At 61.6% G+C, this 25,021-nt stretch carries 24 protein-coding genes; 13 read left to right on the top strand and 11 right to left on the bottom strand.

Annotated features, from left to right (window positions below; all coding sequences use genetic code 11):
* Positions 1-36 precede the first annotated feature (36 nt).
* The 3 genes from BN1137_RS12940 to bufA2 all read right to left on the bottom strand — a co-directional run bounded on the left by BN1137_RS12940 (position 37) and on the right by bufA2 (position 2,025).
* Positions 37-822: an HvfC/BufC N-terminal domain-containing protein gene (locus BN1137_RS12940; RefSeq protein WP_050718998.1), complete on the bottom strand. Its 786-nt coding sequence runs from the start codon at positions 820-822 to the stop codon at positions 37-39.
* Entirely contained in the window at positions 806-1,672 is an 867-nt protein-coding gene (gene bufB, locus BN1137_RS12945; protein ID WP_050718999.1) for an MNIO family bufferin maturase, read from the bottom strand. Before bufB ends, BN1137_RS12940 begins: the two co-directional genes overlap by 17 nt.
* A gap of 86 nt (positions 1,673-1,758) precedes the next feature.
* Positions 1,759-2,025: a BufA2 family periplasmic bufferin-type metallophore gene (gene bufA2, locus BN1137_RS12950; RefSeq protein WP_050719000.1), complete on the bottom strand. Its 267-nt coding sequence runs from the start codon at positions 2,023-2,025 to the stop codon at positions 1,759-1,761.
* Positions 2,026-2,475: 450 nt separating this feature from the next.
* Here bufA2 and BN1137_RS12955 point away from each other — a divergent pair, with 450 nt between their 5' ends.
* Positions 2,476-3,219, top strand: a complete 744-nt coding sequence (locus tag BN1137_RS12955; RefSeq protein WP_050719001.1) for an SDR family oxidoreductase — start codon at positions 2,476-2,478, stop codon at positions 3,217-3,219.
* A 265-nt stretch (positions 3,220-3,484) separates the two neighbouring features.
* Here the strand turns inward: BN1137_RS12955 and BN1137_RS12960 are convergent, their stop codons facing one another.
* The gene (locus BN1137_RS12960) at positions 3,485-4,687 is read right to left on the bottom strand and encodes an NAD(P)/FAD-dependent oxidoreductase (protein WP_050719002.1); all 1,203 of its coding nucleotides are present in this window, start codon (positions 4,685-4,687) and stop codon (positions 3,485-3,487) included.
* 117 nt (positions 4,688-4,804) lie between these two features.
* Between BN1137_RS12960 and BN1137_RS12965 the strand changes: the two genes are divergently transcribed.
* The gene (locus BN1137_RS12965) at positions 4,805-5,344 is read left to right on the top strand and encodes an RrF2 family transcriptional regulator (protein WP_232306940.1); all 540 of its coding nucleotides are present in this window, start codon (positions 4,805-4,807) and stop codon (positions 5,342-5,344) included.
* A gap of 120 nt (positions 5,345-5,464) precedes the next feature.
* Here BN1137_RS12965 and glnE read toward each other — a convergent pair whose 3' ends face one another.
* The 3 genes from glnE to BN1137_RS12980 form a co-directional block, all read right to left on the bottom strand.
* Positions 5,465-8,350 (bottom strand): bifunctional [glutamate--ammonia ligase]-adenylyl-L-tyrosine phosphorylase/[glutamate--ammonia-ligase] adenylyltransferase, encoded by a 2,886-nt coding sequence (glnE, locus tag BN1137_RS12970; RefSeq protein WP_050719003.1) that lies wholly within the window; start codon positions 8,348-8,350, stop codon positions 5,465-5,467.
* 180 nt (positions 8,351-8,530) lie between these two features.
* Positions 8,531-8,971: a GNAT family N-acetyltransferase gene (locus BN1137_RS12975; RefSeq protein ID WP_050719004.1), complete on the bottom strand. Its 441-nt coding sequence runs from the start codon at positions 8,969-8,971 to the stop codon at positions 8,531-8,533.
* A gap of 71 nt (positions 8,972-9,042) precedes the next feature.
* The gene (locus tag BN1137_RS12980; RefSeq protein WP_050719005.1) at positions 9,043-10,293 is read right to left on the bottom strand and encodes a methyl-accepting chemotaxis protein; all 1,251 of its coding nucleotides are present in this window, start codon (positions 10,291-10,293) and stop codon (positions 9,043-9,045) included.
* A gap of 100 nt (positions 10,294-10,393) precedes the next feature.
* On the opposite strand from BN1137_RS12980, the gene BN1137_RS12985 reads away from it, so the two are divergent.
* From BN1137_RS12985 to BN1137_RS13025, 9 genes are all read left to right on the top strand, one after another.
* Positions 10,394-11,146, top strand: coding sequence for a potassium channel family protein (locus tag BN1137_RS12985; protein ID WP_050719006.1), 753 nt, complete (start codon positions 10,394-10,396; stop codon positions 11,144-11,146).
* A 152-nt stretch (positions 11,147-11,298) separates the two neighbouring features.
* A complete protein-coding gene (locus tag BN1137_RS12990; protein WP_050719007.1) occupies positions 11,299-11,904 on the top strand; it encodes a TIGR04211 family SH3 domain-containing protein in 606 nt (201 codons plus the stop codon).
* Between the two features lie 155 nt (positions 11,905-12,059).
* Positions 12,060-12,839, top strand: a complete 780-nt coding sequence (gene nudC, locus BN1137_RS12995; protein WP_050719008.1) for an NAD(+) diphosphatase — start codon at positions 12,060-12,062, stop codon at positions 12,837-12,839.
* A gap of 153 nt (positions 12,840-12,992) precedes the next feature.
* Positions 12,993-14,060, top strand: coding sequence for a uroporphyrinogen decarboxylase (hemE, locus tag BN1137_RS13000; RefSeq protein ID WP_050719009.1), 1,068 nt, complete (start codon positions 12,993-12,995; stop codon positions 14,058-14,060).
* A 219-nt stretch (positions 14,061-14,279) separates the two neighbouring features.
* Entirely contained in the window at positions 14,280-15,209 is a 930-nt protein-coding gene (locus BN1137_RS13005) for an ROK family protein (protein WP_050719010.1), read from the top strand.
* 46 nt (positions 15,210-15,255) lie between these two features.
* Positions 15,256-16,266: an erythrose-4-phosphate dehydrogenase gene (gene epd, locus BN1137_RS13010; RefSeq protein ID WP_050719011.1), complete on the top strand. Its 1,011-nt coding sequence runs from the start codon at positions 15,256-15,258 to the stop codon at positions 16,264-16,266.
* Between the two features lie 63 nt (positions 16,267-16,329).
* Complete coding sequence (locus BN1137_RS13015) at positions 16,330-17,493, top strand: phosphoglycerate kinase (RefSeq protein WP_050719012.1); 1,164 nt, start codon at positions 16,330-16,332, stop codon at positions 17,491-17,493.
* Positions 17,494-17,608: 115 nt separating this feature from the next.
* A complete protein-coding gene (fbaA, locus tag BN1137_RS13020; protein WP_050719013.1) occupies positions 17,609-18,688 on the top strand; it encodes a class II fructose-bisphosphate aldolase in 1,080 nt (359 codons plus the stop codon).
* 215 nt (positions 18,689-18,903) lie between these two features.
* The gene (locus BN1137_RS13025; RefSeq protein ID WP_050719014.1) at positions 18,904-20,217 is read left to right on the top strand and encodes an NAD(P)/FAD-dependent oxidoreductase; all 1,314 of its coding nucleotides are present in this window, start codon (positions 18,904-18,906) and stop codon (positions 20,215-20,217) included.
* Positions 20,218-20,276: 59 nt separating this feature from the next.
* On the opposite strand, the gene BN1137_RS13030 is transcribed toward BN1137_RS13025, so the two are convergent.
* From BN1137_RS13030 to cutA, 3 genes are all read right to left on the bottom strand, one after another.
* Positions 20,277-20,717, bottom strand: coding sequence for a hypothetical protein (locus BN1137_RS13030; RefSeq protein ID WP_050719015.1), 441 nt, complete (start codon positions 20,715-20,717; stop codon positions 20,277-20,279).
* Between the two features lie 126 nt (positions 20,718-20,843).
* Positions 20,844-22,628 (bottom strand): protein-disulfide reductase DsbD, encoded by a 1,785-nt coding sequence (locus BN1137_RS13035; RefSeq protein ID WP_050719016.1) that lies wholly within the window; start codon positions 22,626-22,628, stop codon positions 20,844-20,846.
* Positions 22,625-22,942 (bottom strand): divalent-cation tolerance protein CutA, encoded by a 318-nt coding sequence (gene cutA, locus BN1137_RS13040; RefSeq protein WP_050719017.1) that lies wholly within the window; start codon positions 22,940-22,942, stop codon positions 22,625-22,627. The genes BN1137_RS13035 and cutA overlap by 4 nt, the downstream gene beginning before the upstream one ends.
* A gap of 194 nt (positions 22,943-23,136) precedes the next feature.
* On the opposite strand from cutA, the gene BN1137_RS13045 reads away from it, so the two are divergent.
* A complete protein-coding gene (locus tag BN1137_RS13045; protein WP_050719018.1) occupies positions 23,137-23,478 on the top strand; it encodes a hypothetical protein in 342 nt (113 codons plus the stop codon).
* A gap of 74 nt (positions 23,479-23,552) precedes the next feature.
* Here the strand turns inward: BN1137_RS13045 and BN1137_RS13050 are convergent, their stop codons facing one another.
* Complete coding sequence (locus BN1137_RS13050; protein ID WP_050719019.1) at positions 23,553-23,990, bottom strand: PACE efflux transporter; 438 nt, start codon at positions 23,988-23,990, stop codon at positions 23,553-23,555.
* Positions 23,991-24,134: 144 nt separating this feature from the next.
* Between BN1137_RS13050 and BN1137_RS13055 the strand changes: the two genes are divergently transcribed.
* Positions 24,135-25,016 (top strand): LysR family transcriptional regulator, encoded by an 882-nt coding sequence (locus tag BN1137_RS13055; RefSeq protein ID WP_050719020.1) that lies wholly within the window; start codon positions 24,135-24,137, stop codon positions 25,014-25,016.
* Positions 25,017-25,021: the final 5 nt, after the last annotated feature.

The following is a 25,021-nucleotide window of genomic DNA, read 5'->3' on the forward strand; positions in this document are numbered from 1 at the left end:
CTAGGGCCCGTTTTTTTTTGGGCTGCTGGTGGCCGCTCAGTCCCGGTGAAAACCGCCGATCAGCCCCTCGGCCAGCCAGAGCTGCAGAAAGCAGCCGGCCCGAAAGGCGGCGACCTCTTCTCCCAATCGCTCGCCAAGGTGCAGGCAGAGGCTGGCGAAGTTCTCCCGCCGAAAAAGGTCCTGCACCGCCGTTGCCTCGTCGGGTTCCAGGCTGCGATAGCGGCTGAGGCGCTCGATATCCCGCCAGATGAGGCAGAGGCTGGCGCTCTCCTGATACTGGGGGGAAGGTGGCACCTGCTCCTCCTTGAGCGCCTTCCATACCGCCAGGGTATTGAAGTGCTGGGGATGCAGGCTGGCCGATGGCACGGTCAGAAAGCGCAGCTCGGGCCAGGACTCGGCGGGTTGGCGCTGGATCTCGCTCAGGGTCAGGGCCTCGGTATCGGCGGCGTCGAAGGCGGCGCGCAGCCGCCACTCGAACTCGGCGAGCTCGGCCACCTGGGGGTGCTCCGCCAGGGCTTGTTCGAGATAGTGGGGAAAGCCCGCCCCCAGTGCACGCAGAGTCCAGCTACGGGGTGGGTGCTGCGCCAGATAGCCGAGGCAGCATTGCTCGAACAGCTCATCCCCCACATAGGCCCAGGTCTGCTCGAAATCTTCCTGCAGACACTCCAGCAGGCGGCTCTGGTAGGCGTTGGCATAGATGTGCCAGCGCAGTTCAGCGGGCAGGTGGCCCGGGATCACGGTCACGGGAGGCACATCGGGTTGCTCCTGCAGGCCCCGCATAAAGGCCTGCTGCAAGGCTTGCAGCTCAACTAGCGCTGGCATGGGGCACCTCGCCTGGGGCCTTGCTTGAGGGCCAATGGGGAGCCGCGATGCGTCTGGCCTGGTTTAGCTCGGTCACCAGCTCAGCGAAGGGAGGTATGTGATCGTCGCGCTCTATCATGGTGCTGACGGGGCCAAAGCGGCGTACCGCCCGCTCGAACAGGGCCCAGACCGGATCGACGATGGGGTGGTCATGGGTATCGATGACGTAGTCACCGTAGTCGCTGTGCCCGGCGAGGTGAAACTGCACCACCGCCTCGGTATCGATCTCGTCCAGATAGGCGTTGGCATCGAAGCCGTGATTACGGCTGCTGACATAGATGTTGTTGATGTCGAGCAGCAGGCGGCACCCACTTTGGCGGCTGAGCTGGTTGAGAAAGTCCTGCTCCAGATACTCATCCCCGGCGAAGGCGAGGTAGGTGGAGGCGTTCTCCAGCACCAGGGGGCGGCCGAGGTAGTTTTGTACCGCGTCTATGCGATCGCACAGGTGGCCGAGCACGGCATCCGTCAGGGGGAGGGGCAGCAGATCGTGGCTGCTCTGGCCGCCGACGCCGGTCCAGCAGAGGTGATCTGACAGCCAGACGGGCTCTATGCTGCGCATCAGCTCCCGCAGGCGGGCGAGGTAGTCCATGTCAAGAGGATCGGTGGAGCCGATGTTCATGGAGACCCCGTGCATGACGATGGGGTAATCGGCGCGCACTTGCTCCAGGTAATATCTCGGCTTGCCCCCCGCCACCATGAAGTTTTCCGACAGGATCTCGAACCAGTCGGCGCCCTCGACGCCGTCCAGCACGTCCTGAAAATGCGGGGGCCTGAGCCCGAGGCCGAAGCCAAGCCAGGGGAAGTGGTGCATCCAAGCTCCTTGAGTTAGGTGGTGCTTAAAAAAACAGGCCGGTAGCCCTTGGCAGGGACCGGCCATGACAAGCACGAGTGGCCAGCTTAGCGCACTTTGCCGCCCTTGGCGGTGCACTCTTCCCGGGTCATGCTGAGGAAGCCTTGGCCCTTGCAAGAACCTTGTCCCTTGCAGCTGTTCTTGGCGGTCTTGCAGTCGTTGTGGCCCTTGCAGCTGTTGACTCCCCAGCACTGGACCTGATTCTCACCATGTTGTCCGGTGTTGGCTGCCATGGCTGCGCCAGAGAGAGAGACGGCGGCCATTGCCAGTGCGGCGCCTGCCAGACAGTTGATGGTTTTACGGGTTGCGTGCATGTTGTTCTCCTTGAACATTCCGTCACTCTGCCAGCATTGGCGAGTGTCCGTGTGGCGTCATCTTGGTGAGGAGCTGGCCCCCGGTACTGCTCTCACGGAGGTTGTGACTCACAGACCCTATTACGATCCGGATGGAGCAATTGGATCATCAGGGGTCTCGATAACTGCGCCACTCTACAAGACCGTTGTGGCTGGCTTTTACATTCAGGCAACATGCGTTTTTTGTGAAAAAGAGATGGCAAGGGTTGCTGTGCCTGGCCTGGCAAGCCGGTCCGAGGAGTCGGCAGGGCGACAACATAGTCATCTGCGCGCCCCCCCTGTCATGCCGAGCGAATGTGTTAAATCTGAGCTGTTGGGATGGCGCACCGTCACAACATATCAGCCGCGGGCTCTCGCCTCTGCCCCGTCTGGGGTAAGATCCGGCTCAACACATCATGGAGGAGCGCGGCAATGGAAAAGCGGGTTTTGATCACCGGCGCCAGTCGGGGCATAGGGGCGGCGACGGCGCACTATCTGGCGGGGCAGGGCTATGGGGTTTGCCTCAACTATCGGCAGCAGCGGGCGGTCGCCGAGGCGCTGGCGGCCGAGATCCGCGAGCGTTATGGGGTTGCCTGCATCGCATTGCAGGCGGATGTCAGCGTGGAAGCCGAGGTGGTGCGACTGTTCGAGGAGATGGATCAGCAGCTAGGATCCGTCACTCACCTGGTGAACAACGCCGGCATCTTGCAGCCGCAGATGAAGGTGCTGGAGATGAGCGCCGAGCGCATCAACAAGACCCTGACCACCAATGTCACCAGCTACTTTCTGTGTTGCCGGGAAGCGGTGCGGCGCATGCAAAAAGGGCAAACTGGGGGCGCCATCGTCAACGTCTCCTCCGCCGCCGCCCGCCTCGGCTCCCCCGGGGAGTATGTGGACTATGCGGCCTCCAAGGGAGCCATCGATGTCTTGACCAAGGGCCTGTCGCTGGAGGTGGCGGCGCAAGGGATCCGGGTCTACGGGGTGCGACCCGGTTTTATCTATACCGACATGCATGCCGATGGCGGTGAACCCGGTCGGGTGGAGCGAATAAAGGGGAATATTCCACTGCTACGGGGTGGTCAGCCAGCAGAAGTCGCTGCTGCTATCGCCTGGCTGTTGTCGGACGAGGCCTCCTACGCCACCGGTACCTTTATCGATGTGGCGGGCGGGCGCTGAGAGGCCTGGGGCAGGCTGGCCTTCCCCAAACCTTGATGATTCAAAACGGCTATCGCTGTCATTTCTCGAGCCATAAAGGCTGATATTTCATCGACTTGATCGGTGGAGTCTCAGGTTTCTTTTTTGCTCTTCATCAAGCAAGCCTATGTATATCTGCTTGGCGTTGAGGCGCTGCCTGTACAGTGATTGAGATGATGCCTTCAATTCGCAGACATGAGTGCGAGCCAGGCTAAGGCCTGACTCGCACTCTGGTCGTGGTGGGAAATCAAACAAATTTAGCCAAGGGATCGGCGGCGGCAAAGGCCTCGTCGCGATTAGGCTTAGGCGGATAAATCAGTTCATTGGTGATGGCTATTTTGAGTTTCTTTGCTTCCTCGCGAACCAGTTTTACCTGCTGATCCCAGCCTTCGGTATAGACGGCGCCCCAGGCCCCCAGATCAAGACAGGTCACATAGTTGACCTGGCGATAAGGCAGCGGACTGACGCCCAGCAGGCTTGCAGCGACGTTATGCCCGGCAAATTTGCCTAACTGGATGGCGTGTTGGCAGGTCATCAGTGCCGTGTTGCCGAGGTCATCCGTCTTGGCATGGGCCATGTCGCCCGTGGCGTAGATATTCGGGTAACCAGGGATCTGCAGCTCTGGCGTGACGATGAAACGTCCTTGCGCATCGCGCTCGGCGGCGATGGACTCCCCCAGCGAACTGGCTTTGACGCCAGCGGTCCAGATCACGGTGGCGGCGTCTATCCGGCTGCCATCTTGCAGCGTCACTCCGGCCGCATCCACCACTTCCACGCCGGTATTCAGCCGCCACTCTACACCCAGCTCATCGCAGGCGTTGCGGATCACCTCACGCAGCGCCTCACTGTACTGGCCACCGATGACAGAACTACGCTCTACTACGACTACTTTGGTATTCGTATTGGCGCCTAACAGCGTTTTCAACCGCGACGGCAGTTCGGTAGCCAGCTCGATCCCGGTGAAGCCACCGCCACACACCACCACGGTATTGCGCGCCGGACTCTCTGGCTGGGTTGCCAGGGCATTGAGGTGCGCTTCGAGGCGCTGCGCCGTCTCCAGCTGGTCGATGTCGAACCCATATTCGGCGATGCCTTTCACGCCGAAGCTGTGCAACTGGCTGCCGCCAGCGAGCACCAGTCGATCGTAAGCGATGCTGGTCATCTCGGCTTGATCGTTGCGATACCAGACCTGGTGTTCCTGAGGCTCCACCTGGTCAACGCTGCCGGCAATGAAGCGGATATCGAGCGCCTCAAACAAGGGCCGCAGATCGGCGGTCAGCGAGGCCACATTTGCCTCATAAAAGCGTGGTCTGACCCGCAGTTCAGGCTGGGGTGACAGCACGGCGATCTCCAGCTCATGGCTGCCCTGAAGATATGCCAGACGGGCGGCACCGACGGCGGCCCACATGCCAGCAAAACCACTGCCGATGATAAGAATACGTTGCTTCATGTTTTTCCCTTCCAAAGGTACAGGCTGTTCGTCTCGATAACTGCGACTATACTTATCTGAGTTAACTGCGACAAGATCTTTCTGAGTATCTGCTGTACCATCAGCAGGACGAACAAGATGGAGCAAGCAATGGCGTTTTACAGTTCTGGTGTGGAATACGGCATTCACAGCCTGATGAGCATGGTCGATGCAAAGGGCGCTGAGCGTGAGCTGAGCGTGCGCGAAATGGCCGAATTGCAAAACGTTCCATACGACTATCTAGCCAAGATATTTACCCGTCTTTCCCGGGCGGGACTGGTGGTGAGCTCAGAAGGCAAGGGGGGAGGGTTCAGACTCGCTCGGGCCAGCGAACTGATCACAGTGCTCGATGTGGTTCAGGCCATCGACGGGGACAAGTCACTATTTGAGTGTCGCGAAATTCGCCAGCGACTGGCCTTGTTTGATGAGACGCCGCCCTCCTGGGCTTGCGATGGCCCCTGCGGTGTTCGCTCCGTCATGGATAGCGCTCAACAGCGCATGGAAGAGGAGCTGGCCCGATGCAGCATCCTCGATCTGGTTCGCAAAATGTACCGAAAAGCCCCCGATACCTTCACCATTGAAGTGAAACAGTGGATCAACGATCGTCGCAGCAAGGCGGCCACCCCTGAACGGGGGTGATATGTTTCGGGCGCACTCCTCGCCAAGGCGATTTTCCTGAAGAGGGAAAGCGCAGAGGTCAGTTCAGAATAAAGAGAAGGCGCCGTGGCGCCCTCTCTTATTGTGCTAATCAGGGTTAACTCACTCCCCCAACAGCTGTTGCCAGACGGCCAGTACATGGCCTCGCTCGGTGAGCAGTTGATCGTCTCCCACCTTGCGGGAGATCTCCGACAGATTGAGGCGATGGCCCAGGTTGCGGATCTCCAGATAGGCCTGCTTCAGCCCCTCCGCCTGCTCCAGGCTCAGCACCCCGGCCAGCACGCACTCATCGAAGATACGCACGTTATCGGACCAGCGGGTGAGCGTCTCCGGTTCGCCGCTGGCATGGGCCAGCACCAGGTACTGGGCGATGAATTCGATGTCCACCATGCCGCCGGGAGACTGCTTGAGATCGAACTCTCCCTCGCCGGCCTTGAGTAGGTGATCCCGCATCTTGTGGCGCATCTCGCGCACCTCGCGGGCCAGGGTAGGCAGGTCACGCTCCCTGGCGAGTACCGCACGACGCACCCGGGCAAACTCGGCCTGGATGGCCTCGTCACCGTAGATGGGGCGGGCCCGCACCAGCGCCTGATGCTCCCAGGTCCAGGCATCGCTCAGCTGGTATTGCTCGTAAGCGGAGAGCGATGACACCAGCAGGCCCGCATCGCCGGAGGGGCGCAGCCGCATGTCGATCTCGTACAGAATGCCGGACGGGGTACGGGTGCTGAACAGGTGCAGGATGCGCTGGGCCAGGCGCAGATAGAACTGACGGCTGTCGATGGACTTGGGGCCGTCGGTGTAGCTGTTGGGATCGCCGCCGTGCAGGAACACCAGATCCAAGTCCGAGCCATAGCCGAGCTCGATGCCACCGAGCTTGCCGTAGGCGACGACAGCAAAGCCGCGTTGGCCGCTCAAGGTCACCTCGGGCGGCACCCCGTAGCGTTCGCTCATCTGGATCCAGGCCTGATTGACTACCTCCTCGGTGATGGCCTCCGCCAGCCAGGTGAGGTGATCGCTCACCTTCATCAGCGGCAGGGCGCCGGCGATATCGGCCGCCACTATGCGTAAGAGTTGCACCTGCTTGAACTGGCGCAGCGCCTCCATCTGCTGCTCGACATCCTCTTCGGGAATGCGCAGCAGGAACTGGCGCAGCTGGGGTTTGTATTGATCGAGCGGGGTGGGGTGGTAGAGGTGCTGGGGATCCAGCAGCTCGTCGAGCAAGATGGGATAGCGGGCGAGCTGCTCGCTCACCAGGTGGCTGGCGTCACACAGCCGCACCAGCTGGCGCAGGGCTGCGGGGTTTTCCGCTAGCAGTTGCAGATAGGCGCTGCGGGTGAAGATGCGGGTCAGCAGGGTGCAGACCCGCTCGAACAGCCGGGCTGGCTGCTCGCTGGCGACCACCAGCCGCAGCAGTTCCGGCATCAGTGCGTCAAGGGCGACGCGCCCCTGGGGGCCGACCTGGCGGCGCCGATACTCCTCTTTGAAGCGCAGCAGGGCGCTGCAGAGCGGCGCCGTCTCCTCGATGCCCTGGGTGCCGAACAGCTGTGCCAGCTCGGCGGCGTCGAGTTCGGTGCGCCACAGATCGAGCCAGAGCTGATCCAGATGGTCCGGGGCCTCTTTCTCTTCCCCCACCACGGCGACGAACTCCTGATGGACGGCGGCCATCTCCTCGTCCAGCCGGGCCATAAAGGATCCCCAGTCATCGAAGCCCAGCGAGAAGGTCAACCGCTGACGATCCCGCGCCTCGGTGGGCAGGGTCTGGGTCTGCTGATCGCCAATCTCCTGCAGAATGTTTTCGACCCGGCGCAGGAAACGATATGCCTCGAGCAAGCGAGTGGCGCGCTCCTCTTCGAGTGCGCCGCTGTGGGCGATGGCGGCCAGCGCCTCTGGCAGGTGGCGCACCCGCAGCGCGGGTTCGCGGCCACCACGAATGAGCTGCAGCGCCTGGGCGATAAATTCCACCTCACGAATACCGCCAGAGCCTAGCTTGATGTTGCCCTCCAGCCCCTTGCGGCGCACCTCGGCGGCGATCATCGCCTTCATCTGGCGCAGGCCGTCGATGACGCCAAAATCGATGTAGCGGCGAAACACGAAGGGGCGCAGCAGTTCGGTGAGCGCCTGGGCGTGCTCGCATTGGGGGCCCAGCACCCGCGCCTTGACCATGGCGTAACGCTCCCAGTTGCGACCGTGGTGCTGGTAGTAATCCTCCATGGCGGCAAACGAGATGGCGAGCGGTCCCGCTTCGCCGAACGGGCGCAGCCGCATGTCGACTCTGAACACCTGACCATCCTGGGTCGGCTGGTGCAGGGCGTTGATCAGGCGCTGGCCGAGCTTGATGAAGAACTGCTGGTTCGCCAGCTCCCGCCGCCCGCCGACGGTGTAGCCGTTGTCCGGGAAGGTAAAGATGAGGTCGATATCCGAGGAGAAATTCAGCTCGCCCCCGCCTAGCTTGCCCATGCCGAGGATCAGCAGCGGCTGGGGATCGCCATTGCCATCCATCGGGGTGCCGAGCTCGGTGCATTGCTTGGCGTAGAGCCAGTCGCGGGCGCCGCAGATAAGCGTATCCGCGAGCCGGGTGAGATGGATAAAGCTCTCTTCGACCTCCGATTCCCCCAGCAGCTCACGCCAGGCGATCACCAGCATGCGGCTGCGCCTGAACTGGCGCAGTACCCGCTTGAGCGCCTCTTCATCACCGACCCCGGCGAGCAGGGCCGCGAGATCTGGCTCATAGGCGGACCAGCGCTCTCGCCGTGTGAGATCTCCCGACGCCAGGGTCTCTTTTAGCAGTTCAGGCTGCTTGATAAGGGAATCGGAGACGAAGTCGGAGAAACCGAACAGGGTAAGCAGCGTCTGCTGCTGATCTTGAGGCAGATCCCCATAGTCGGGTGCCAACTCGAGCAGTCGTTGCCACTGGCGCTGGGCCTGCTCCTGCAACAAGGAAGGGAGAGCGGGGGAGACAGACGAGAGAGAAGAGGAATGCTGGGCCACGGTTACCGTCCTTGTGATTAACGGATCTGCAGGTTGAGTGAAAAAGCTGGCTGCCAATCTAGCACTGCCACGGCTTTCGTCACAGTGCAGAGGTTATCCGAGTCGCCGGTTCTGCCCTCTGGCATGGTCATCGACGAGCGCCATGACGCTCGTCGAAATGGGCGGGCGTCTAGGGCTGGCTCAGGGGCGTTGATAGATCTCGGGGTCGTGCTTTTCCATCAGATTCTCGGGGCGAGCCGGTGGTACGAAGCCAAAGCCGGCGTAGAGCCCATGGGCATCGGCAGTGGCCAGGGAGAGGCGACGCAGCCCCTGCAGTTCGGGATGGGCGAGGATGGCGGCGATCAGCGCCTTGCTGTGACCCTGGCCACGATGGCCCGGCAACACGAACACATCGGCGAGATAGCCGAAGGTCGCCTTGTCGGTGATGACCCGGGCGAAGGCCACCTGCTGGCCCGCCAGATATCCGCCGAAGCACAGCGAATGGTTGATGGCCCGCTGCACCGTCGAGCGCGGAATGCCGAGGCTCCAGTAGGCTTCCTCGGACAGGAAGCGGTGGATCAGCGGCACGTCGAGCCGCCCCTTGTCGTCGCTGATCTCAAGCTGAGATTCTGTGGTCTGCATCCTGGCTCCTTGCCGTGATATCAATAAGAAAGGCCCCTGACGGGGCCTTCCAGTTTACTCAAATCAGCTTATCAGGCCAGCTTGAAGGCCTGGATATGGGTATCCAGCGTCTGGCTGTGGTGTTCTACCAGCTCGGAGGCCTCTCTCAGCTCCCGCAGCACCACCACTGATCCTTCCACCACCTGCTTGACCTGCTCCAGGTTGGCGCTCATCTCCTCGGCCACCGAGCTCTGCTGCTCGGAGGCTGCGGCGATCTGGCGGTTCATGTCCGCCACCCCTTGCACCCGCTGCACTATGGTGGCGAGTTGATCTCCGGCCTGGGTGACTTGCTCCACCCCCTTGTCGGCCTGCTGCACGCTCTCGCTCATCAGGCCGACGGCCTGGCGGGCGTTGCCCTGCAACTGCTCGATCATCTTCTGGATCTCGACGGTGGCGGCCTGGGCCCGGTTGGCCAGCTCGCGTACCTCGGAGGCGACCACGGCGAAACCGCGACCCGCTTCGCCGGCGCGGGCGGCCTCGATGGCGGCGTTCAGCGCCAGCAGGTTGGTCTGCTCCGAGATGCCGCGGATGGTATCCACCACGGAGCCGATGCGATCGACCCCCTGCTCCACCTCGTTGACCACGGAAGAGGAGCGCTGGATGTTGCCGGACAGGGTGTCGATGGTGGAGACGGTGGCGGCCACGCAGCGACTGCCTTCCCGGGCCAGCTCGCTGGCGTCGGCGGTGGCGTGGGAGGCTTGCTCGGCGTGGGCGGCCACCTCACGAATGGCGCCAACCATCTGGCTCATGGCGCTCGCCAGCTGTTCTATCTGTACGAACTCTTCGTTGATCGCCTCGTTGGCCTCCTCCATGCAGAGGGTCACCTGGGAGGCAATGTCGTTGAGCTCCTTGCAGGCGACCCGCTGGGTGCCAAATACCTGCTTGAGGTTTTCCTGGGAGTGGGCGACCGCCTTGGCGATGTCACCGAATTCGTCGCGGGACTTGAGCAACACGCTGTGGCTGAGATCCTTGCGCGCGAAGCGCTCGAGCAGGCCGACCAGGTAGTGCACCTGCTTGACCATGAGACGGGAGCCGGTCAGCAACAGCACCACGAAGATGACCCCCATCAGCGCCGTCTCCATCACGCCGGTCCACAGCAGGCGATCGGCGATATCATTGGCCTTGGCGGGATCTATCCCCTCACTCAGCAGGGTGGATTCCAGATTGCTGGCATCGAACCAGAGTTTGGCCAGCAGCAACAGGGTGCTGAACACCATGAGCAGTACCACTTTGGGCACCAGCCGGATGTTGCTCATTCGCCGCTCCAGCGGGTTTAACTGCATAATGTTTCTCCTTTTAATGTCCGTTTTTCCTTTGTCATCATGACTATCGGCATTATCTTCCTTTTTATTAATTCGCACCGCACCTGAAGTAGGAAAATGTATGCGACATCACTTAACTCACCTGCGCGCCATGGATCTGTTGATGGCCTTTCTGTCGGTGATCTCCGTGACACTGGTCTGTGCCCGCTGGTGGGGGCATGGGGATCTGAGCCCGCAGACCCGCCAGCTGTTCTATGACCTCGACAGCCTTATCTGCTACTTCTTCCTCGCCCACTTCGCCTATGGCTGGGTCAGAGCCCCGGACCGCATGGCCTTCTTCAAGGCGAACTGGTTCTATCTGCCGGGCAGCCTGCCCATGGTGGAGCAGCTGCGCTGGGCACGGCTCATCCAGTTGTGGCGGGTCTATCAGCTGATCCGCACTGGCCCGGATCTGCTCGGCATGTTTCGCCGCGAGCGCAACGAGACGACCCTGTCCGGCATCCTGTTCCTGTTCTTCCTGCTGCTGGGGGTGGGCTCAGGGGTCATCTACTGGCTGGAGTCGGGTCATCCGGGCAGCCTGATCAAGACCCCTTATGATGCGTTCTGGTGGACGCTGGTGACGCTCTCCACCGTGGGCTACGGGGATCTGGTGCCGAGGACCGAGGAGGGGCGCTTCGCCGCCAGCCTGCTGATCCTGTTCGGGGTCGGCCTGTTTGGCGCCCTCAGCGGCTTCATGGCCAGCCTGTTCGTGCACCCGGGGCGGACCAACGACGAGACCAACAAGTGGCGCCACCGCCAGAGCGAGCAGCAGGATCTGTTGCTGCAGGAGATAAGAGCATTGCGGGAAGAGGTGAAGTCACTGAAACAGAAGTAGTCGCCGACGTCTGGAATGGTCGCGTGGCAAACGGGGAAGTTGCGAGCAAGCTCTCAGGGAGGGGGGCGGCGCTTTTCTTTGCTTGTCCTTTGACCCGCGAGCAGCTTAACATTCGGCCTGTCACCTAACTCAACGAAGAGAATCGATCGACCATGCGCGCCCTTCTCGGGATTTTGATCTGCTTGTGTGCCCAACAGGCACTGGCCGATACCCGTTATGTTTCAGACGACATATTTACCTATATCCACAACGGTCCTGGTACCCAGTACCGGATCCTCGGCAGCGTCAAAGCCGGTGAACCGCTGGAGGTCAAGGCGGTCAACAACGAGGCCGGTTTCACCCAGGTGGTGGACGGTCGCGGCCGTGAGGGCTGGATCAAGAACGCCGAGCTGCAAACTGGCATCAGTCTGCGCGAGCGTCTGCCCCAGGTCGAAAAAGAGCTGGAAGAGGCCAAGGCCCGCCTGCTGAACCTCAACGGTGACAACGAGCGACGCTTCACCGAGAAGGATGGCAAGCTGGCCGAACAGACCAAGGAGATCACCAGTCTGAAGGCTCAGCTCGATAGCCAGAGCACCGAGATGGCGAGCCTCAAGGAGCAGAACGACGCCCTGACCCAGAGCTATGACAACCAGGAGCACGACATGCAGATGGACTGGTTCATCCGCGGTGGTGCCATGGTTGGCGGCGGTATCCTGCTCGGCATCCTGTTGCCCATGCTGCCCCGTCGTCGCAAGAGCAGCGAGCGCTGGATGAACTGACGGGCATTGCCGGTTGGATGAAAGAGGGGTCGCCGATGCGGCCCCTTTTTTTATGCCTGATGTGGCTATCTGGTCGCCACGGGCCACGCCCGACCGTAAGATAGCCCCCACTTGTCCGTGCCCTGCACACCCCTTTCAACAAGAGCGTTCATCTTATGTCTTCGACCGAACAGGCCCGCTGGTTTGTACTGGGGGGCGATCACCTAGTCCTGCTGGATGCGCAGGGGCAGATCCCGCAGGGCGCCCGTGCCCAACTCCCCGCCCATCTGCAAGACGCCCCGTTCGAGCGCTTTGACGACTGGGATGGCGAGCCCTGCTATCTGCTAGATCTGGGGGCTGATGCCGATACCTCGGCTATGGCAGGCCTGCGCCAGCTGATGGTGGCGGGGGATGAGGAGGGCTTTCGTCTCGCTGGCCGCGCCTGGCAGCTGGCCACCTTTCGTCGCAGCCATCGCTTCTGCGGCGAGTGCGGCGCGCCCATGGCCCCCAAGGCGGGGGAGTGGGCACAAGAGTGCCAACAGGGTCACGTCGTCTACCCGCGCATCTCCCCCTGCATCATAGTGGCGGTGCGCAAGGGGCCGGCCATCTTGCTGGCGGCCCATCGCCGTCACTATCAGGCCGACGATCCCATGTATACCGTGCTGGCAGGTTTCGTGGAGGCGGGGGAGAATCTCGAGCAGTGCGTGGCACGGGAGGTGTTCGAGGAGAGCGGCATCCGGGTCGGCAACATCCGCTACGTGGCGAGCCAGCCCTGGCCCTTCCCCCACAGCCTGATGATGGGCTTCACCGCCGACTACCAGAGCGGCGAGATCAAGGTGCAGGACGATGAGCTGGTGGCCGCCGATTTCTTCGAGGCCAATCGACTGCCGCGCTTGCCGCCCCACGGCACTATCGCGCGCCGGCTGATCGAGCAGTGCCTTGCAGACGAGGCGTGACCGCCATCTGAACCAGGAAGAGGGGGCGCTTGTTTGCGCCCCTTCACATCTTTGCACTCGAACCGGCCGGGCCATGTGTTTGAGCCGCCCGTTGGCCCACACAAAGTGGTATCATATCCGCCATTTTATGCTGGATATGACTCAGGAACTGGGATGAACGAGCTGAAGAACGATCGATACCTGCGCGCCCTGCTGCGCCAGGATGTGGACCTGACCCCGGTCTGGATGATGCGCCAGGCTGGCCGCTACCTGCCGGAATACAAGGCCACTCGCGCCATCGCCGGGGATTTCATGTCCCTGTGCCGCAACGCCGAACTGGCTTGTGAAGTCACTCTGCAGCCTCTGCGCCGCTATCCGCTCGATGCCGCCATCCTCTTCTCCGACATCCTGACCGTGCCCGATGCCATGGGGCTTGGCCTCTACTTCGAACACGGCGAAGGCCCACGCTTCGAGCGGCCCATCACCTCCATGGCTGACGTGCAGGCGCTGCCCATCCCGGATCCGGAAGACGAACTCGGCTACGTGATGAACGCGGTGCGCACCATCCGCCGCGAGCTCAAGGGCGAAGTGCCGCTGATCGGTTTCTCCGGCAGCCCCTGGACCCTGGCCACCTACATGGTGGAGGGGGGCAGCTCCAAGGCGTTCACCAAGATCAAGCAGATGATGTACGCCGAGCCCATGACCCTGCACCTGCTGCTCGACAAGCTGGCGGACAGCGTGATCGGCTACCTGAATGCCCAGATCAAGGCTGGCGCCCAGTCGGTCATGGTGTTCGATACCTGGGGCGGCGTACTGACCCCGCGGGATTACCGCGACTTCTCCCTGCAATACATGCACAAGATCGTCGACAGCCTGATCCGCGAGCACGAAGGGCGCCGCGTGCCGGTGACCCTGTTCACCAAGAACGGTGGCCAGTGGCTGGAGCAGATCGCCGCCACCGGTTGTGATGCCCTTGGCCTGGACTGGACCACCGACATTGCGGACGCCAAGCGCCGGGTCGGCGACAAGGTCGCGCTGCAGGGCAACATGGATCCCTCCATGCTCTACGCAGCGCCTGCCCGCATCCGTGAAGAGGTCGCCACCATTCTGGCGGGCTTTGGTCAGGGCAACGGCCACGTCTTCAACCTGGGCCACGGTATTCACCAGGATGTGGATCCTGAGCACGCAGGCGTCTTCGTCAACGCGGTACACGAGCTGTCCGCTCAATACCACGGTCGCTAAGGCGATTGACCAAGATGATGACAACGGGGCCTGCGGGCCCCGTTTGCTTTTCGGCGATGCAGTGGTGAAGGAGTTACTGGCTGGGCGCACTGTTTGGGAGCTGCGCCGGGGGCCCGGCTCGGGTTACACTGCGCCATCTGTGGCGGTGGCCACACACAAGATGAGCGACAGCGCCTGAGGCCGCGTATCGGCCGGCGTGCTCGCCATGCAGGAGGCAACATGAGCAAGAGATCGTGGGATTGGGGCATCGACTTGGGCGGGACCAAGTGCGAGTGCGTGGTGCTGGACGGCGACGAGGTGCTGCTGCGACATCGCATTCCCACCGAACGACGTGGCGGATATCAGCACATGATCGGCCAAATTGCCAAGCTGGTGGACGAGTGTGCTGAGAAACTCGGTCAGCGCCCCAGCATCATCGGCATGGGCACCCCGGGGGCGCGGGATCCCCAGACCGAGCTGATGAAGAACTGCAACACCACCGAGCTCAACGGCCAGCCGTTCAAGGAAGACTTGGAACGCAGGCTCGGTGTGCCTGTGCTCATCGCCAATGACGCGAACTGCTTCGCCCTTGCGGAAACCCATTTGGGGGCGGTGCGCCAGCACCATCCCGAGGCCAAGGTGGTGTTCGGCATCATCATGGGCACCGGCGTGGGGTCCGGCATCGTCATCAACGGCCAGATCCTCAACGGCCACCACGGCATCGCCGGGGAGTGGGGCCATAACGTGCTCTCTCCCGACGGCCCCGAGTGCTACTGCGGCAAGCGCGGCTGCGTCGAGACCTTCATCAGTGGCCCGGCGCTGGAGGCCTGGTATGAAGCCAAGGCCAAGCGTCACTTGTCGCTGGCCAAGATAGCGGCGGCCAGCGCTCACGATCATGTGGCCAAACTCACCATCGATCGTTTGCACCTGCTGTTTGGTCAGGCGTTGGCCAACGTGGTCAACATCCTGGATCCGGACGTCATCGTCATCGGTGGCGGGGTCGGCAACCTGCAGAGCCTCTACAGCGTTGGCAGGCAGACGGTGCTGCCTTTCCTGTTCAACCCTCGCTTCGCGACCCCCATCATAGCGCCAGCACTGGGTGACAGTGCCGGTGTCTTTGGGGCGGCGCTGCTGGCTCGCGGCGTCTTCAAGGATGCCTTGCTGTCATGAATCATCCATCGGCCCTTTTAGTGCTCGCTAAGGACACAGTTTTTCCATGATCAAGATTGCCATCAACGGGTACGGGCGCATCGGTCGCAACGTGCTGCGGGCCCTCTACGAGAGCGGCCGTGACAAGAACATCAAGATAGTTGCCATCAACGAGCTGGCGGCGCCCGAGGCCATGGTGCATCTCACTCGCTTCGATACCAGCCACGGTCGCTTCCACCATCCGGTGCAGCTGGCGGGCAACAGTATGCTGGTGGGGGAGGATCTCATCTCCCTGTTTGCCGAGCGGGATCCGGCCAATCTGCCCTGGCGAGCGCTGGGGGTGGACGTGGTGCTGGATTGCACCGGGGTGTTCGGCTCGCGGGCCGATGCCGAGCGTCATCTGGGCGCGGGGGCGGGCAAGGTCTTGTTCTCCCATCCGGCGGATGCGGACGTGGATGCGACAATCGTTTTCGGGGTGAACCATCAGGTGCTGACCGGACGGGAGCGGATCGTCTCCAATGCCTCCTGTACCACCAACTGTGTGGTACCCGTCATCGAAACATTGCATCGAGAGTTCGAGATAAATTGTGGTACTATTACGACAATTCATTCGGCCATGCACGATCAGCAAGTCATCGATGCATACCACAGTGACTTGCGCAGAACCCGAGCAGCCAGCCAGTCCATCATCCCGGTGGATACCAAGCTGGCAAAGGGGTTGGAGCGGATCCTACCGCACTTCGCCGGCAAGTTCGAAGCGATCGCGGTACGGGTGCCGACCATCAACGTAACGGCGATGGATCTCAGTATTACTGTACGTAAAAAAGTGACAGTTACTGACGTAAATCAAGCCCTGCAACGGGCATCCAGAGGTACATTAAGCGGTATCCTGGATTACACGGAAGAGCCTTTGGTTTCCGTAGACTTTAATCATGATGCACACTCCTGCATCATTGATGGTACCCAGACTCGGGTGAGCGATGCCAACCTTGTCAAGATGCTGATGTGGTGTGATAACGAATGGGGCTTCGCGAACCGCATGCTGGATACCACCCGGGCCATGATGGCCGCAGGCTGAGAGCCTGCACGGGTGCAAGGTTACTGTTTTTTTAACATTACCTGAAAATATAGAGGACTGAATATGTCTGTTATCAAGATGACCGACCTGGATCTGGCGGGTAAACGCGTCCTGATCCGTGCTGACCTGAACGTGCCGGTAAAAGACGGCAAGGTCACTTCCGATGCACGTATCGTCGCTACCCTGCCGACCATCAAGCTGGCTCTGGAAAAGGGCGCCAAGCTGATGATCACCTCCCACCTGGGTCGTCCGACCGAGGGTGAATACAACGAAGAATTCTCCCTGGCTCCGGTTGTCAACTATCTGAAAGACGCTCTGTCCTGCCCGGTCCGCCTGGCCAAGGATTACCTGGATGGCGTAGACGTCGCCGCCGGTGAGCTGGTTGTGCTGGAAAACTGCCGCTTCAACAAGGGCGAGAAGAAAAACACCGAAGAGCTGGCCAAAAAATACGCCGCCCTGTGTGATGTCTTTGTTATGGATGCCTTTGGTACTGCTCACCGCGCCGAAGGTTCTACCTACGGTGTTGCCCAATTTGCCCCCATCGCCTGTGCCGGTCCGCTGCTGGCCGGTGAACTGGAAGCTCTGGGCAAAGCCATGCTGAAGCCCGAGCGCCCGATGGTTGCCATCGTTGGCGGCTCCAAGGTCTCTACCAAGCTGACCGTGCTGGAATCCCTCTCCAAGATCGCTGATCAGCTGGTCGTCGGTGGTGGCATCGCCAACACCTTCATCGCCGCTGCCGGTCACAACGTCGGCAAGTCCCTGTGTGAACATGACCTGCTCGACACCGCCAAGAAACTGGCCGCTGAGACCAACATTCCGGTCACCACCGACGTAGTTGTGGGTACCGAGTTCTCCGAATCCACCCCGGCTACCATCAAGTCCGTCGCTGACGTGACTGACGGCGACATGATCTTCGACATCGGCCCTGACTCTGCCAAGGCCTTGGCCGACATCATCATGAACGCCAAGACCATCCTGTGGAACGGTCCGGTCGGTGTGTTCGAGTTCGACCAATTCTCTGCAGGTACCAAGGTTATCGCCGAAGCGATCGCCGCCTCCCCGGCCTTCTCCATCGCTGGCGGTGGTGACACCCTGGCTGCCATCGACAAGTTCGGCATCGCCGACAAGGTCTCCTACATCTCCACTGGCGGCGGCGCCTTCCTGGAGTTCGTAGAAGGCAAGGTACTGCCGGCCGTTGCGATGCTGGAACAGCGCGCCAAAGCCTAATTGACCCGGGACGGGGGGCAAAAGCCTCCCGTTTCGTTTATCATGTGACCGCTGTGCCGGTTCATGATGAACCCCCATTTTTTATTAACGGCATACGAGAACAGGACGATTTAACATGTCTAAGAAAATTTTCGACTTCGTAAAACCCGGCGTAATCACTGGTGATGACGTTCAAAAAGTGTTCGCCATCGCCAAGGAAAACGGCTTCGCTCTGCCAGCCGTCAACTGCGTCGGTACCGACTCCGTCAACGCCGTACTGGAAGCTGCCGCCAAGGTGAAGGCTCCGGTCATCGTTCAGTTCTCCAACGGTGGTGCCGTGTTCACCGCCGGTAAGGGCCTGAAGCTGGAAGGTCAGCAAGCCGCCATCCTGGGTGCCATCTCCGGTGCCAAGCATGTGCATGCCGTTGCTGCCGCTTACGGGGTTCCGGTGATCCTGCACACCGACCACGCTGCCAAGAAGCTGCTGCCGTGGATCGACGGTCTGCTGGACGCGGGCGAGCAGCACTTCGCCGAAACCGGCAAGCCGCTGTTCTCCTCCCACATGCTGGACTTGTCCGAAGAGCCGCTGGAAGAGAACATCGACATCTGCTGTGAGTACCTGACTCGCATGGCCAAGATGAACATGACCCTGGAACTGGAACTGGGTTGCACCGGTGGCGAAGAAGACGGTGTGGACAACAGCCACATGGATCAATCCGCCCTGTACACCCAGCCGGAAGACGTGGCTTACGCCTACGAGCGTCTGTCCAAGATCAGCCCGCGTTTCACCATCGCTGCCTCCTTCGGCAACGTGCACGGTGTGTACAAGCCGGGTAACGTCAAGCTGACCCCGTCCATCCTGGACGCTTCCCAGAAATACGTTTCCGAGAAGTTCGGTCTGCCGGCCAAGTCCCTGGACTTCGTGTTCCACGGTGGCTCAGGCTCCACTCTGGAAGAGATCCGCGAGTCCATCTCCTACGGCGTCGTGAAGATGAACATCGACACCGACACCCAGTGGGCGACCTGGGAAGGTCTGTTGCACTTCTACAAGACCAACGAAGCTTACCTGCAGGGCCAGCTGGGCAACCCGGAAGGCGCTGACAAGCCGAACAAGAAGTTCTACGATCCGCGCGTATGGCTGCGTGCCGGTCAGACTTCCATGATCGCTCGTCTGGAGAAAGCCTTCTCCGACCTGAACGCCATCAACGTACTGTAATTCGTACCTTGATTGCATAAAAAGGCGCCCTACGGGGCGCCTTTTTCATTGTGGTCGCGCTGCCCAGCCGGAATCCGGGTGGCTGGCGATAATGAGGTGTCCTTTGGGGCACCTTTTGCATTTATGTGATCCCGGCAGGCTGGATAGTCGCCCATGGGCTGGGTATTATCGATGAAGAAACGTTTAATTTAGTAAACAAATGCGACCAAGGCAGGATGCTGAGTATGCAGACAGGAAGACAGCACGGACATCAGGAGCACGTCACCTCCTACTATGCGGCGACCCGCAACGATCATCAGCAGTGGCCCGAGCTCAGCGGTGAGCTGGACGCCGACGTCTGCATCATCGGTGGCGGCTTCACCGGCCTCAACACCGCCATCAACCTGGCAGAGGCGGGCTACAAGGTGGCCCTGCTGGAGGCGAACCGCATCGGCTGGGGGGCATCCGGTCGCAACGGCGGCCAGCTCATCCGTGGCATTGGCCACGACACCAGCCAGTTTGCCCGCTGGATCGGCGAGCAGGGAGTGCGCGAGCTGGATCTAATGGGACTGGAGGCCGTCGAACTGGTGCGCCAGCGCATCGAGCGTTTCAACATCGACTGCGATCTGCGCTGGGGTTATTGCGATCTCGCCACCAAGCAGCGCCACCTGGCGGGGTTTGAGGAGGAGATGGTGCACCTGGCCAACCTGGGTTACCGGCATGAGACCAGGCTGGTATCCAGGGCCGACATGGGCTCGATCGTGGGCTCGGATCGCTATATCGGCGGCATGACCGACATGGGATCCGGCCACCTGCATCCCCTCAATCTGGCACTCGGCGAGGCGCGCGCCGCCGCGAGCCTCGGCGTCTCCCTGTTCGAGCACTCCAGGGCTCTCCACATCGACTATGGCGAGCGGGTGCAGGTCACCACGGCCCATGGCCGGGTCAGCGCAAATTACCTGGTGATCGGCTGCAACGCCTATCTCAACGATCTCAATCCCGAGCTGGGTGGGCGAGTGCTGCCGGCCGGCTCCTATATCCTCGCCACTGAGGTGCTGGAGAAGCGGCTGCGCCAGCGCCTGTTGCCCCAAAATATGGCGGTGTGCGATCAGAACGTGGCGCTCGACTACTACCGGTTATCCGCCGATGGCCGGCTGTTGTTTGGCGGGGCCTGCAACTATTCGGGCCGGGATCCCAAAGACATCAAGGCCTTCATGCTGCCCAAGTTGCTGCGGGTCTTCCCGGAGATCGCGGGCACCGCCATCGAATTCCAGTGGGGTGGCATGATAGGCATCGGTGCGAACCGCCTGCCGCAGATCGGTCGTCTCAAACAATATCCCAACGTCTTCTATGCCCAGGCCTACTCGGGCCACGGCCTCAACGCCACCCACATGGCGGCCAAGCTGGTGGCTGAGGCGATCAAGGGGGAGAGTCGGGGCTTCGATCTGTTCAGTAGCGTGCCTCATATGACCTTCCCGGGCGGGCCCTCCCTGCGCTCACCCCTGCTGGCGCTGGGGATGCTGTGGCACAGGATGAAGGATCTGCTGTGAGGAGATGATCGGCGCCGAGGAGGCGCCGGGTTAAATCAGCAAGATAAAGCGGGGGGCTGTCAGGAGGCGGGAGTGTTCGGTACTGGTGTCTGGCCGGGCTCGGCCAGGCGCCAGCCCTGCTCCGTCTTCATCATCCAGATGCTGGCTTCTTGCGGCAGAATTTGACCTTCATCGAACTCGCCGTATTTTCGCTCCAGCTCCATCAGACCCATCTCCTGTTGAAAGGGGCCGACTCTGTCGTAGATCAGATCCTCATCGTGCAGGATCTGCAACTGCTCCAGCCCCTGCTTGAAGTGCAGCTGATAGCCCACCTTGATCAGATAGACGCCTTCCATCCGCTCTTCCTTGCCAATGACGGTGAAGTCACTGATATCAAACAGATTGGGATCGGTCTCTGCCTGCAGCTTGGCGACGACCTGGCGCTGAACTGTCTCTTCATCTGGACCTGCATTACAACCATAGAGCCAGAGGGCCAGCAGGGGGATGAACCACTTTTTCATCAAAACTCCGGACGAACGAGACGGGAAAGGGCAAATTCTGCCACGCCGTCTCGCAGATACAAGGGATAGCCAGAAAAATCAGCGGCGTATGGGCGCAGACTCGGGGCACTTGCCCCGAGCCTGGCCTCAGCGCAGCTTGTCGAGTTGACCGAGGAACTCGGTGGGGCCCATAAAACCAGTCACCCGTTGGCCGCTCACTTCATTGCCGGCGCTATCGAAGAAGATCAGGGTCGGCAGCCCCAGTACGTTGAGGCCGTTAAGCAGCTCGACGTCGGCATCGTCATTGGCGGTGACATCCGCTTGCAGCAGCATCATGTCGGCGAAGCGCGCCCGCACCGCCGGGTCACTGAAGGTCTTGTGCTCGAACTCCTTGCAGGCCACGCACCAGTCGGCATAGAGATCCAGCAGCACCGGCTTGCCGCGGGCGGCGGCGAGCTGGCTCTTGAGATCATCCAGGGTCTTGATGCGGATAAACTGCGGTGCCTCGCGCTGGGTGCTGGCGACGGCGCGCGGGTCTGGCAGCAACAGATCCTTGGCTACCAGCACGGTGCCCATCATCGCCAGCAGCAGGGCGAAGCCGCACAGGCTCTTGCCCACCGAATGGGGCCTGTGCTGGTTGTGGTGATAGAGATAGGCACAGAGCGCCAGCCCCCAGACCAGCCAGGCCAGGGTAGTGATCTCTTCGCTCCACAGGCGGGAGAGCAGCAGCAGAGGCACCGCCAGCAGCGCGAAGCCAAACAGCTGCTTGATCACATCCATCCAGGCGCCGGCTCTGGGCAGCAGCTTGCCCCCCGAGGTACCGAGCAGCAGCAGTGGCAGTCCCATACCCAAGGAGAGCGCATAGAGGGCTGCGCCGCCGAGCCAGAGATCGCCGCTCTGGGCCACGTAGATGAGGGCGCCCGACAGCGGCGCCGTGGTGCAGGGGGAGCAGACCAGGCCGGAGACCATGCCCATGATGCCGACGCCCACCACAGAGCCGCCCTGCTGACGATTGGAGAGGCCGGAGAGCCGGGTCTGCAGGCTGCTCGGCAGTTGCAGGCTATAGAGCCCGAACATGGAGAGCGCCAGCAGCACGAACATCACCGACAGGCCGATCAGCACATAGGGGTGTTGCAGCGCGGCCTGGAATTTCAAGCCGGCCGAGGCAACCACCAGCCCGAGCAGGGTGTAGGTGATGGCCATGCCCTGTACGTAGACGAAGGAGAGCAGGAAGGCGCGACGGGTGGAGAGGCGCTGACCTGCGCCGGCGATGATGCCGGTCAGGATGGGGTACATGGGGAAGACACAGGGGGTGAAGGCGAGCCCCAGCCCCAGCGCGAAGAAGGCGGCGAGGCTGAGCCAGAAGCCCTGGCTGCCGAGGGCGGCGGCCAGTTGATCCTGCTGGCTGCTGGTGGCGGCGCTGGCCGTCTCGGAGCGAGTCGCCGCTCCCACCTCGCCGACAGACGATGTGGCCGCAAGGGGCTGCACCTCGACGCGCTGATCGGTGGGTGGATAGCACAGCCCCTCGGTGCAGCCCTGATAGCTGACAGTGAGGCTGGCCGCCTTGCCTGCCTCGGTCAGGGTGAGGGGGATCTCGACCTGCTGGTAATAGACCTGGGTCTTGCCGAAGAAGTCATCTTCGTGCGCGGCGCCGGCGGGCAACTCGGGGGTCTGGAAGGCGAGGTTCTCCCCCTTGAAGCTGAAGCGATGGCGATAGAGGTAGTAGCCATCGGCGATCTGCAAGGTCAGCAGCAGCTTGTCTCCCTGCTGCTCGCTCTGAAGACGGAAGGCTTCATCGACTTTCAGAAACTGGGGCTGTGCACGGGTCTCGATGCCGAGGCTGCTGAGCAGGTCCTGGCCGCTGGCCTGCGCGGGGGAGGCCAGCAGGGCCAGCAGGATGAGCAGAGAAGAGATCAAGGGGCGCAACATCATGAGGTCTCCTGGGTCAGCCAGTCGAGATAGGGCTGATGGCCCTGGCTGGTCGGCAGTGCCAGGATCTCCGGCACCTCGTAGGGATGATGGTCCAGGATACATTGGCGCAGCGGCTCGAACAGGCAGGATCTGGATTTGATGATGAGCTGGATCTCGCGACTGCGCTCGATCTGCCCCTGCCAGCGATAGACGGAGGTGAGCCCTGGCAGTTGATTGATGCAGGCGGCGAGGCGGCGGTTTAGCAGTTGCTCGCAGATGAGGTCGGCACTGGCTTCATCCGGACAGGTGCAGAGCACCAGAATGGCGTCGGTCATGGTGTGGCATGTCTCGTCTGAGGGGGCCGCTCGGCCCTCTGGATCAGCGGTTACTATACCGAGCAAAGGGGCAAATAGCACCCGATGCACGCCCGGTTATCCGACCTGTAAATAAGTGGTGTAGCCGAGATGGACGCTGTGAAAAGGACAGGGCAAAATGAGCTGGCTTGTTCCCACTCTACGTAAGGAAATGTATGACCCAACAGAATGAGCAGCAGAGAAACCGCATGTTGAGCCTGCTGCGTGAGGGTGAGCGCCGCATGCTGGTGCAACTGGCCGGTCTGCTGCGTACCAGCGTCGACGAGATCAATGCCGAGCTGGAGAAAGAGGAGTTGTTGTCGGCGTTGGAGCAACCCATCACGGTGGAGTACCTCAACGGCGTGATCCAGCACCATCTGTTCGAGCGTCTGCACAAGGGTGACATGCACGCGGCCCAGCGCATGCTGAACCAGTATCAGAGCGATCTCGAGGCCATGCTGAACCAGGAAGCGGCCCAGGCCGACGCGCCCGCCGAAGAGGTGAAGGCGCAAGCCTGAGCCCCCTGACGATTCAAACCAGCACCATCATGCAGCCTGCATGATGGTGCCTCGTCATCTCGGATGTTGCTCGATTAGCCAGGTACCCGCTGGGCTGACTGGCTCGGGATGGGGAATACCTTGTCATAGCTCCAGTTGTAGACGAAGGCATAGACCAGGTAGAACACCACGAAGCCCAGATCCAGCAGCAGCGCCTCCAGCAGGCCAACGTTAAGCCACCAGCACATGGCCGGCAGGGCGACGATCAGCAAGCCCCCCTCGAAACCAAAGGTATGCAGCACCCGTTGCCACAGCGTCTTGTGGGTATGCCCCTGATAGCGCAGCAGCAGCTTGTCCACGCCGATGTTGTAGACATAGTTCCAGACGGTGGCGACCACCGAGAAGAACAGAGCCAGCGGCCCCATGTGGTTGAGACCGACGCCGGTGACCCAGCTCGCCAGCGGGGCGGCGATCAGCAGGCCAATCAGTTCGAAACCAATGGCATGGCGCAGGCGGTCACGGGTATTACGCATCTTTATGTCTCCCTTATCTCGATTAACAACGGTTGATGGGGGGCAATTTATCGCGATTTACCGATAGGTTCACGTTGGTATCTATCGCTAAAATAGATACATCGCTGGGCCAAACCGCGGCCCGGGCATGACAGGAGCAGGCTGATGACCCCTTCGCTGGAACAACTCAAGGCGCTACTGGCGACGGCCGAGACCGGATCTTTCTCCGCCGCCGCCCGCAAATTGGGCAAGGCGCAATCCGTGGTGAGCACCGCCATCGCCAATCTGGAGATCGATCTTGGCCTCGAGCTGTTCGATCGCAGCGGCCGCTACCCGGTGCTGACGGTGGCGGGGGCGCGGATCCAGCAGGAGGCCAGCGTGCTGCTGGCCCAGAGCGAGCGGCTGCAGGCCATCGCCGGCGAGCTGGCCAGCGGCATAGAGTCGCGGCTCACCCTGGCCATCGATGATGATTCCCATCTGCCCTGGCTCGGCGCCCTGCTGGAGGCGTTCGCCACCCGCTACCCGACGGTGGAGCTGGAGCTGCTGTTCCCCCTGATGGAAGACGTGACCGATCTGCTCAAGAGCGGACGGGCCCAGCTCGGCATCAGCTATCAGCAGGTGCAACCGGTGCGGGAACTGGTGGCCCGTTCACTGGGGGCCGTCAACATGCCGCTGGTGGTCTCGCCGGATCACCCCCTGGCACACAAGACGCCGCTGCGAGAAAGCGATCTGCAAGGCGCCCGACAGCTGATGGTGACGGGCCGCCGGGAGGGGACGGAGCGCAACCGCTTCCGGCTCTCGCCCCAGGTGTGGTGGGTCGAGGGGGATCTCGGCATTCTGGAGTTGGTGAAACTGGGGTTGGGCTGGGCGGCAGTGCCCGATTTCCTGCTGCATCGACCGCTGGCGCGGGGGGAAGTGGTGATGTTACAACCGGATTTCATCGCCCAGGCCGAGCTGGCGCTGGAGCTGCAGTGGCATCGCGCCCGCCCGCTCGGACAGGCGGGGCACTGGCTCAAGGAGGCACTGCTGGCGCGGGTGCCTCGTTAAATCAG

The sequence above is a fragment of the Aeromonas tecta genome (genome assembly GCF_000820185.1).
In the GTDB taxonomy this organism is placed as follows: Bacteria; Pseudomonadota; Gammaproteobacteria; order Enterobacterales; family Aeromonadaceae; genus Aeromonas; species Aeromonas tecta.

Bases quoted from the DNA above. Each gene is read 5' to 3' on its own strand.
- BN1137_RS12940 (WP_050718998.1), bottom strand. From the start codon at position 822: ATGCCAGCGCTAGTTGAGCTGCAAGCCTTGCAGCAGGCCTTTATGCGG.
- bufB (WP_050718999.1), bottom strand. From the start codon at position 1,672: ATGCACCACTTCCCCTGGCTTGGCTTCGGCCTCGGGCTCAGGCCCCCG.
- bufA2 (WP_050719000.1), bottom strand. From the start codon at position 2,025: ATGCACGCAACCCGTAAAACCATCAACTGTCTGGCAGGCGCCGCACTG.
- BN1137_RS12955 (WP_050719001.1), top strand. From the start codon at position 2,476: ATGGAAAAGCGGGTTTTGATCACCGGCGCCAGTCGGGGCATAGGGGCG.
- BN1137_RS12960 (WP_050719002.1), bottom strand. From the start codon at position 4,687: ATGAAGCAACGTATTCTTATCATCGGCAGTGGTTTTGCTGGCATGTGG.
- BN1137_RS12965 (WP_232306940.1), top strand. From the start codon at position 4,805: ATGGAGCAAGCAATGGCGTTTTACAGTTCTGGTGTGGAATACGGCATT.
- BN1137_RS12975 (WP_050719004.1), bottom strand. From the start codon at position 8,971: ATGCAGACCACAGAATCTCAGCTTGAGATCAGCGACGACAAGGGGCGG.
- BN1137_RS12980 (WP_050719005.1), bottom strand. From the start codon at position 10,293: ATGCAGTTAAACCCGCTGGAGCGGCGAATGAGCAACATCCGGCTGGTG.
- BN1137_RS12985 (WP_050719006.1), top strand. From the start codon at position 10,394: ATGCGACATCACTTAACTCACCTGCGCGCCATGGATCTGTTGATGGCC.
- BN1137_RS12990 (WP_050719007.1), top strand. From the start codon at position 11,299: ATGCGCGCCCTTCTCGGGATTTTGATCTGCTTGTGTGCCCAACAGGCA.
- nudC (WP_050719008.1), top strand. From the start codon at position 12,060: ATGTCTTCGACCGAACAGGCCCGCTGGTTTGTACTGGGGGGCGATCAC.
- hemE (WP_050719009.1), top strand. From the start codon at position 12,993: ATGAACGAGCTGAAGAACGATCGATACCTGCGCGCCCTGCTGCGCCAG.
- BN1137_RS13005 (WP_050719010.1), top strand. From the start codon at position 14,280: ATGAGCAAGAGATCGTGGGATTGGGGCATCGACTTGGGCGGGACCAAG.
- epd (WP_050719011.1), top strand. From the start codon at position 15,256: ATGATCAAGATTGCCATCAACGGGTACGGGCGCATCGGTCGCAACGTG.
- BN1137_RS13015 (WP_050719012.1), top strand. From the start codon at position 16,330: ATGTCTGTTATCAAGATGACCGACCTGGATCTGGCGGGTAAACGCGTC.
- fbaA (WP_050719013.1), top strand. From the start codon at position 17,609: ATGTCTAAGAAAATTTTCGACTTCGTAAAACCCGGCGTAATCACTGGT.
- BN1137_RS13025 (WP_050719014.1), top strand. From the start codon at position 18,904: ATGCTGAGTATGCAGACAGGAAGACAGCACGGACATCAGGAGCACGTC.
- BN1137_RS13030 (WP_050719015.1), bottom strand. From the start codon at position 20,717: ATGAAAAAGTGGTTCATCCCCCTGCTGGCCCTCTGGCTCTATGGTTGT.
- BN1137_RS13035 (WP_050719016.1), bottom strand. From the start codon at position 22,628: ATGATGTTGCGCCCCTTGATCTCTTCTCTGCTCATCCTGCTGGCCCTG.
- cutA (WP_050719017.1), bottom strand. From the start codon at position 22,942: ATGACCGACGCCATTCTGGTGCTCTGCACCTGTCCGGATGAAGCCAGT.
- BN1137_RS13045 (WP_050719018.1), top strand. From the start codon at position 23,137: ATGACCCAACAGAATGAGCAGCAGAGAAACCGCATGTTGAGCCTGCTG.
- BN1137_RS13050 (WP_050719019.1), bottom strand. From the start codon at position 23,990: ATGCGTAATACCCGTGACCGCCTGCGCCATGCCATTGGTTTCGAACTG.
- BN1137_RS13055 (WP_050719020.1), top strand. From the start codon at position 24,135: ATGACCCCTTCGCTGGAACAACTCAAGGCGCTACTGGCGACGGCCGAG.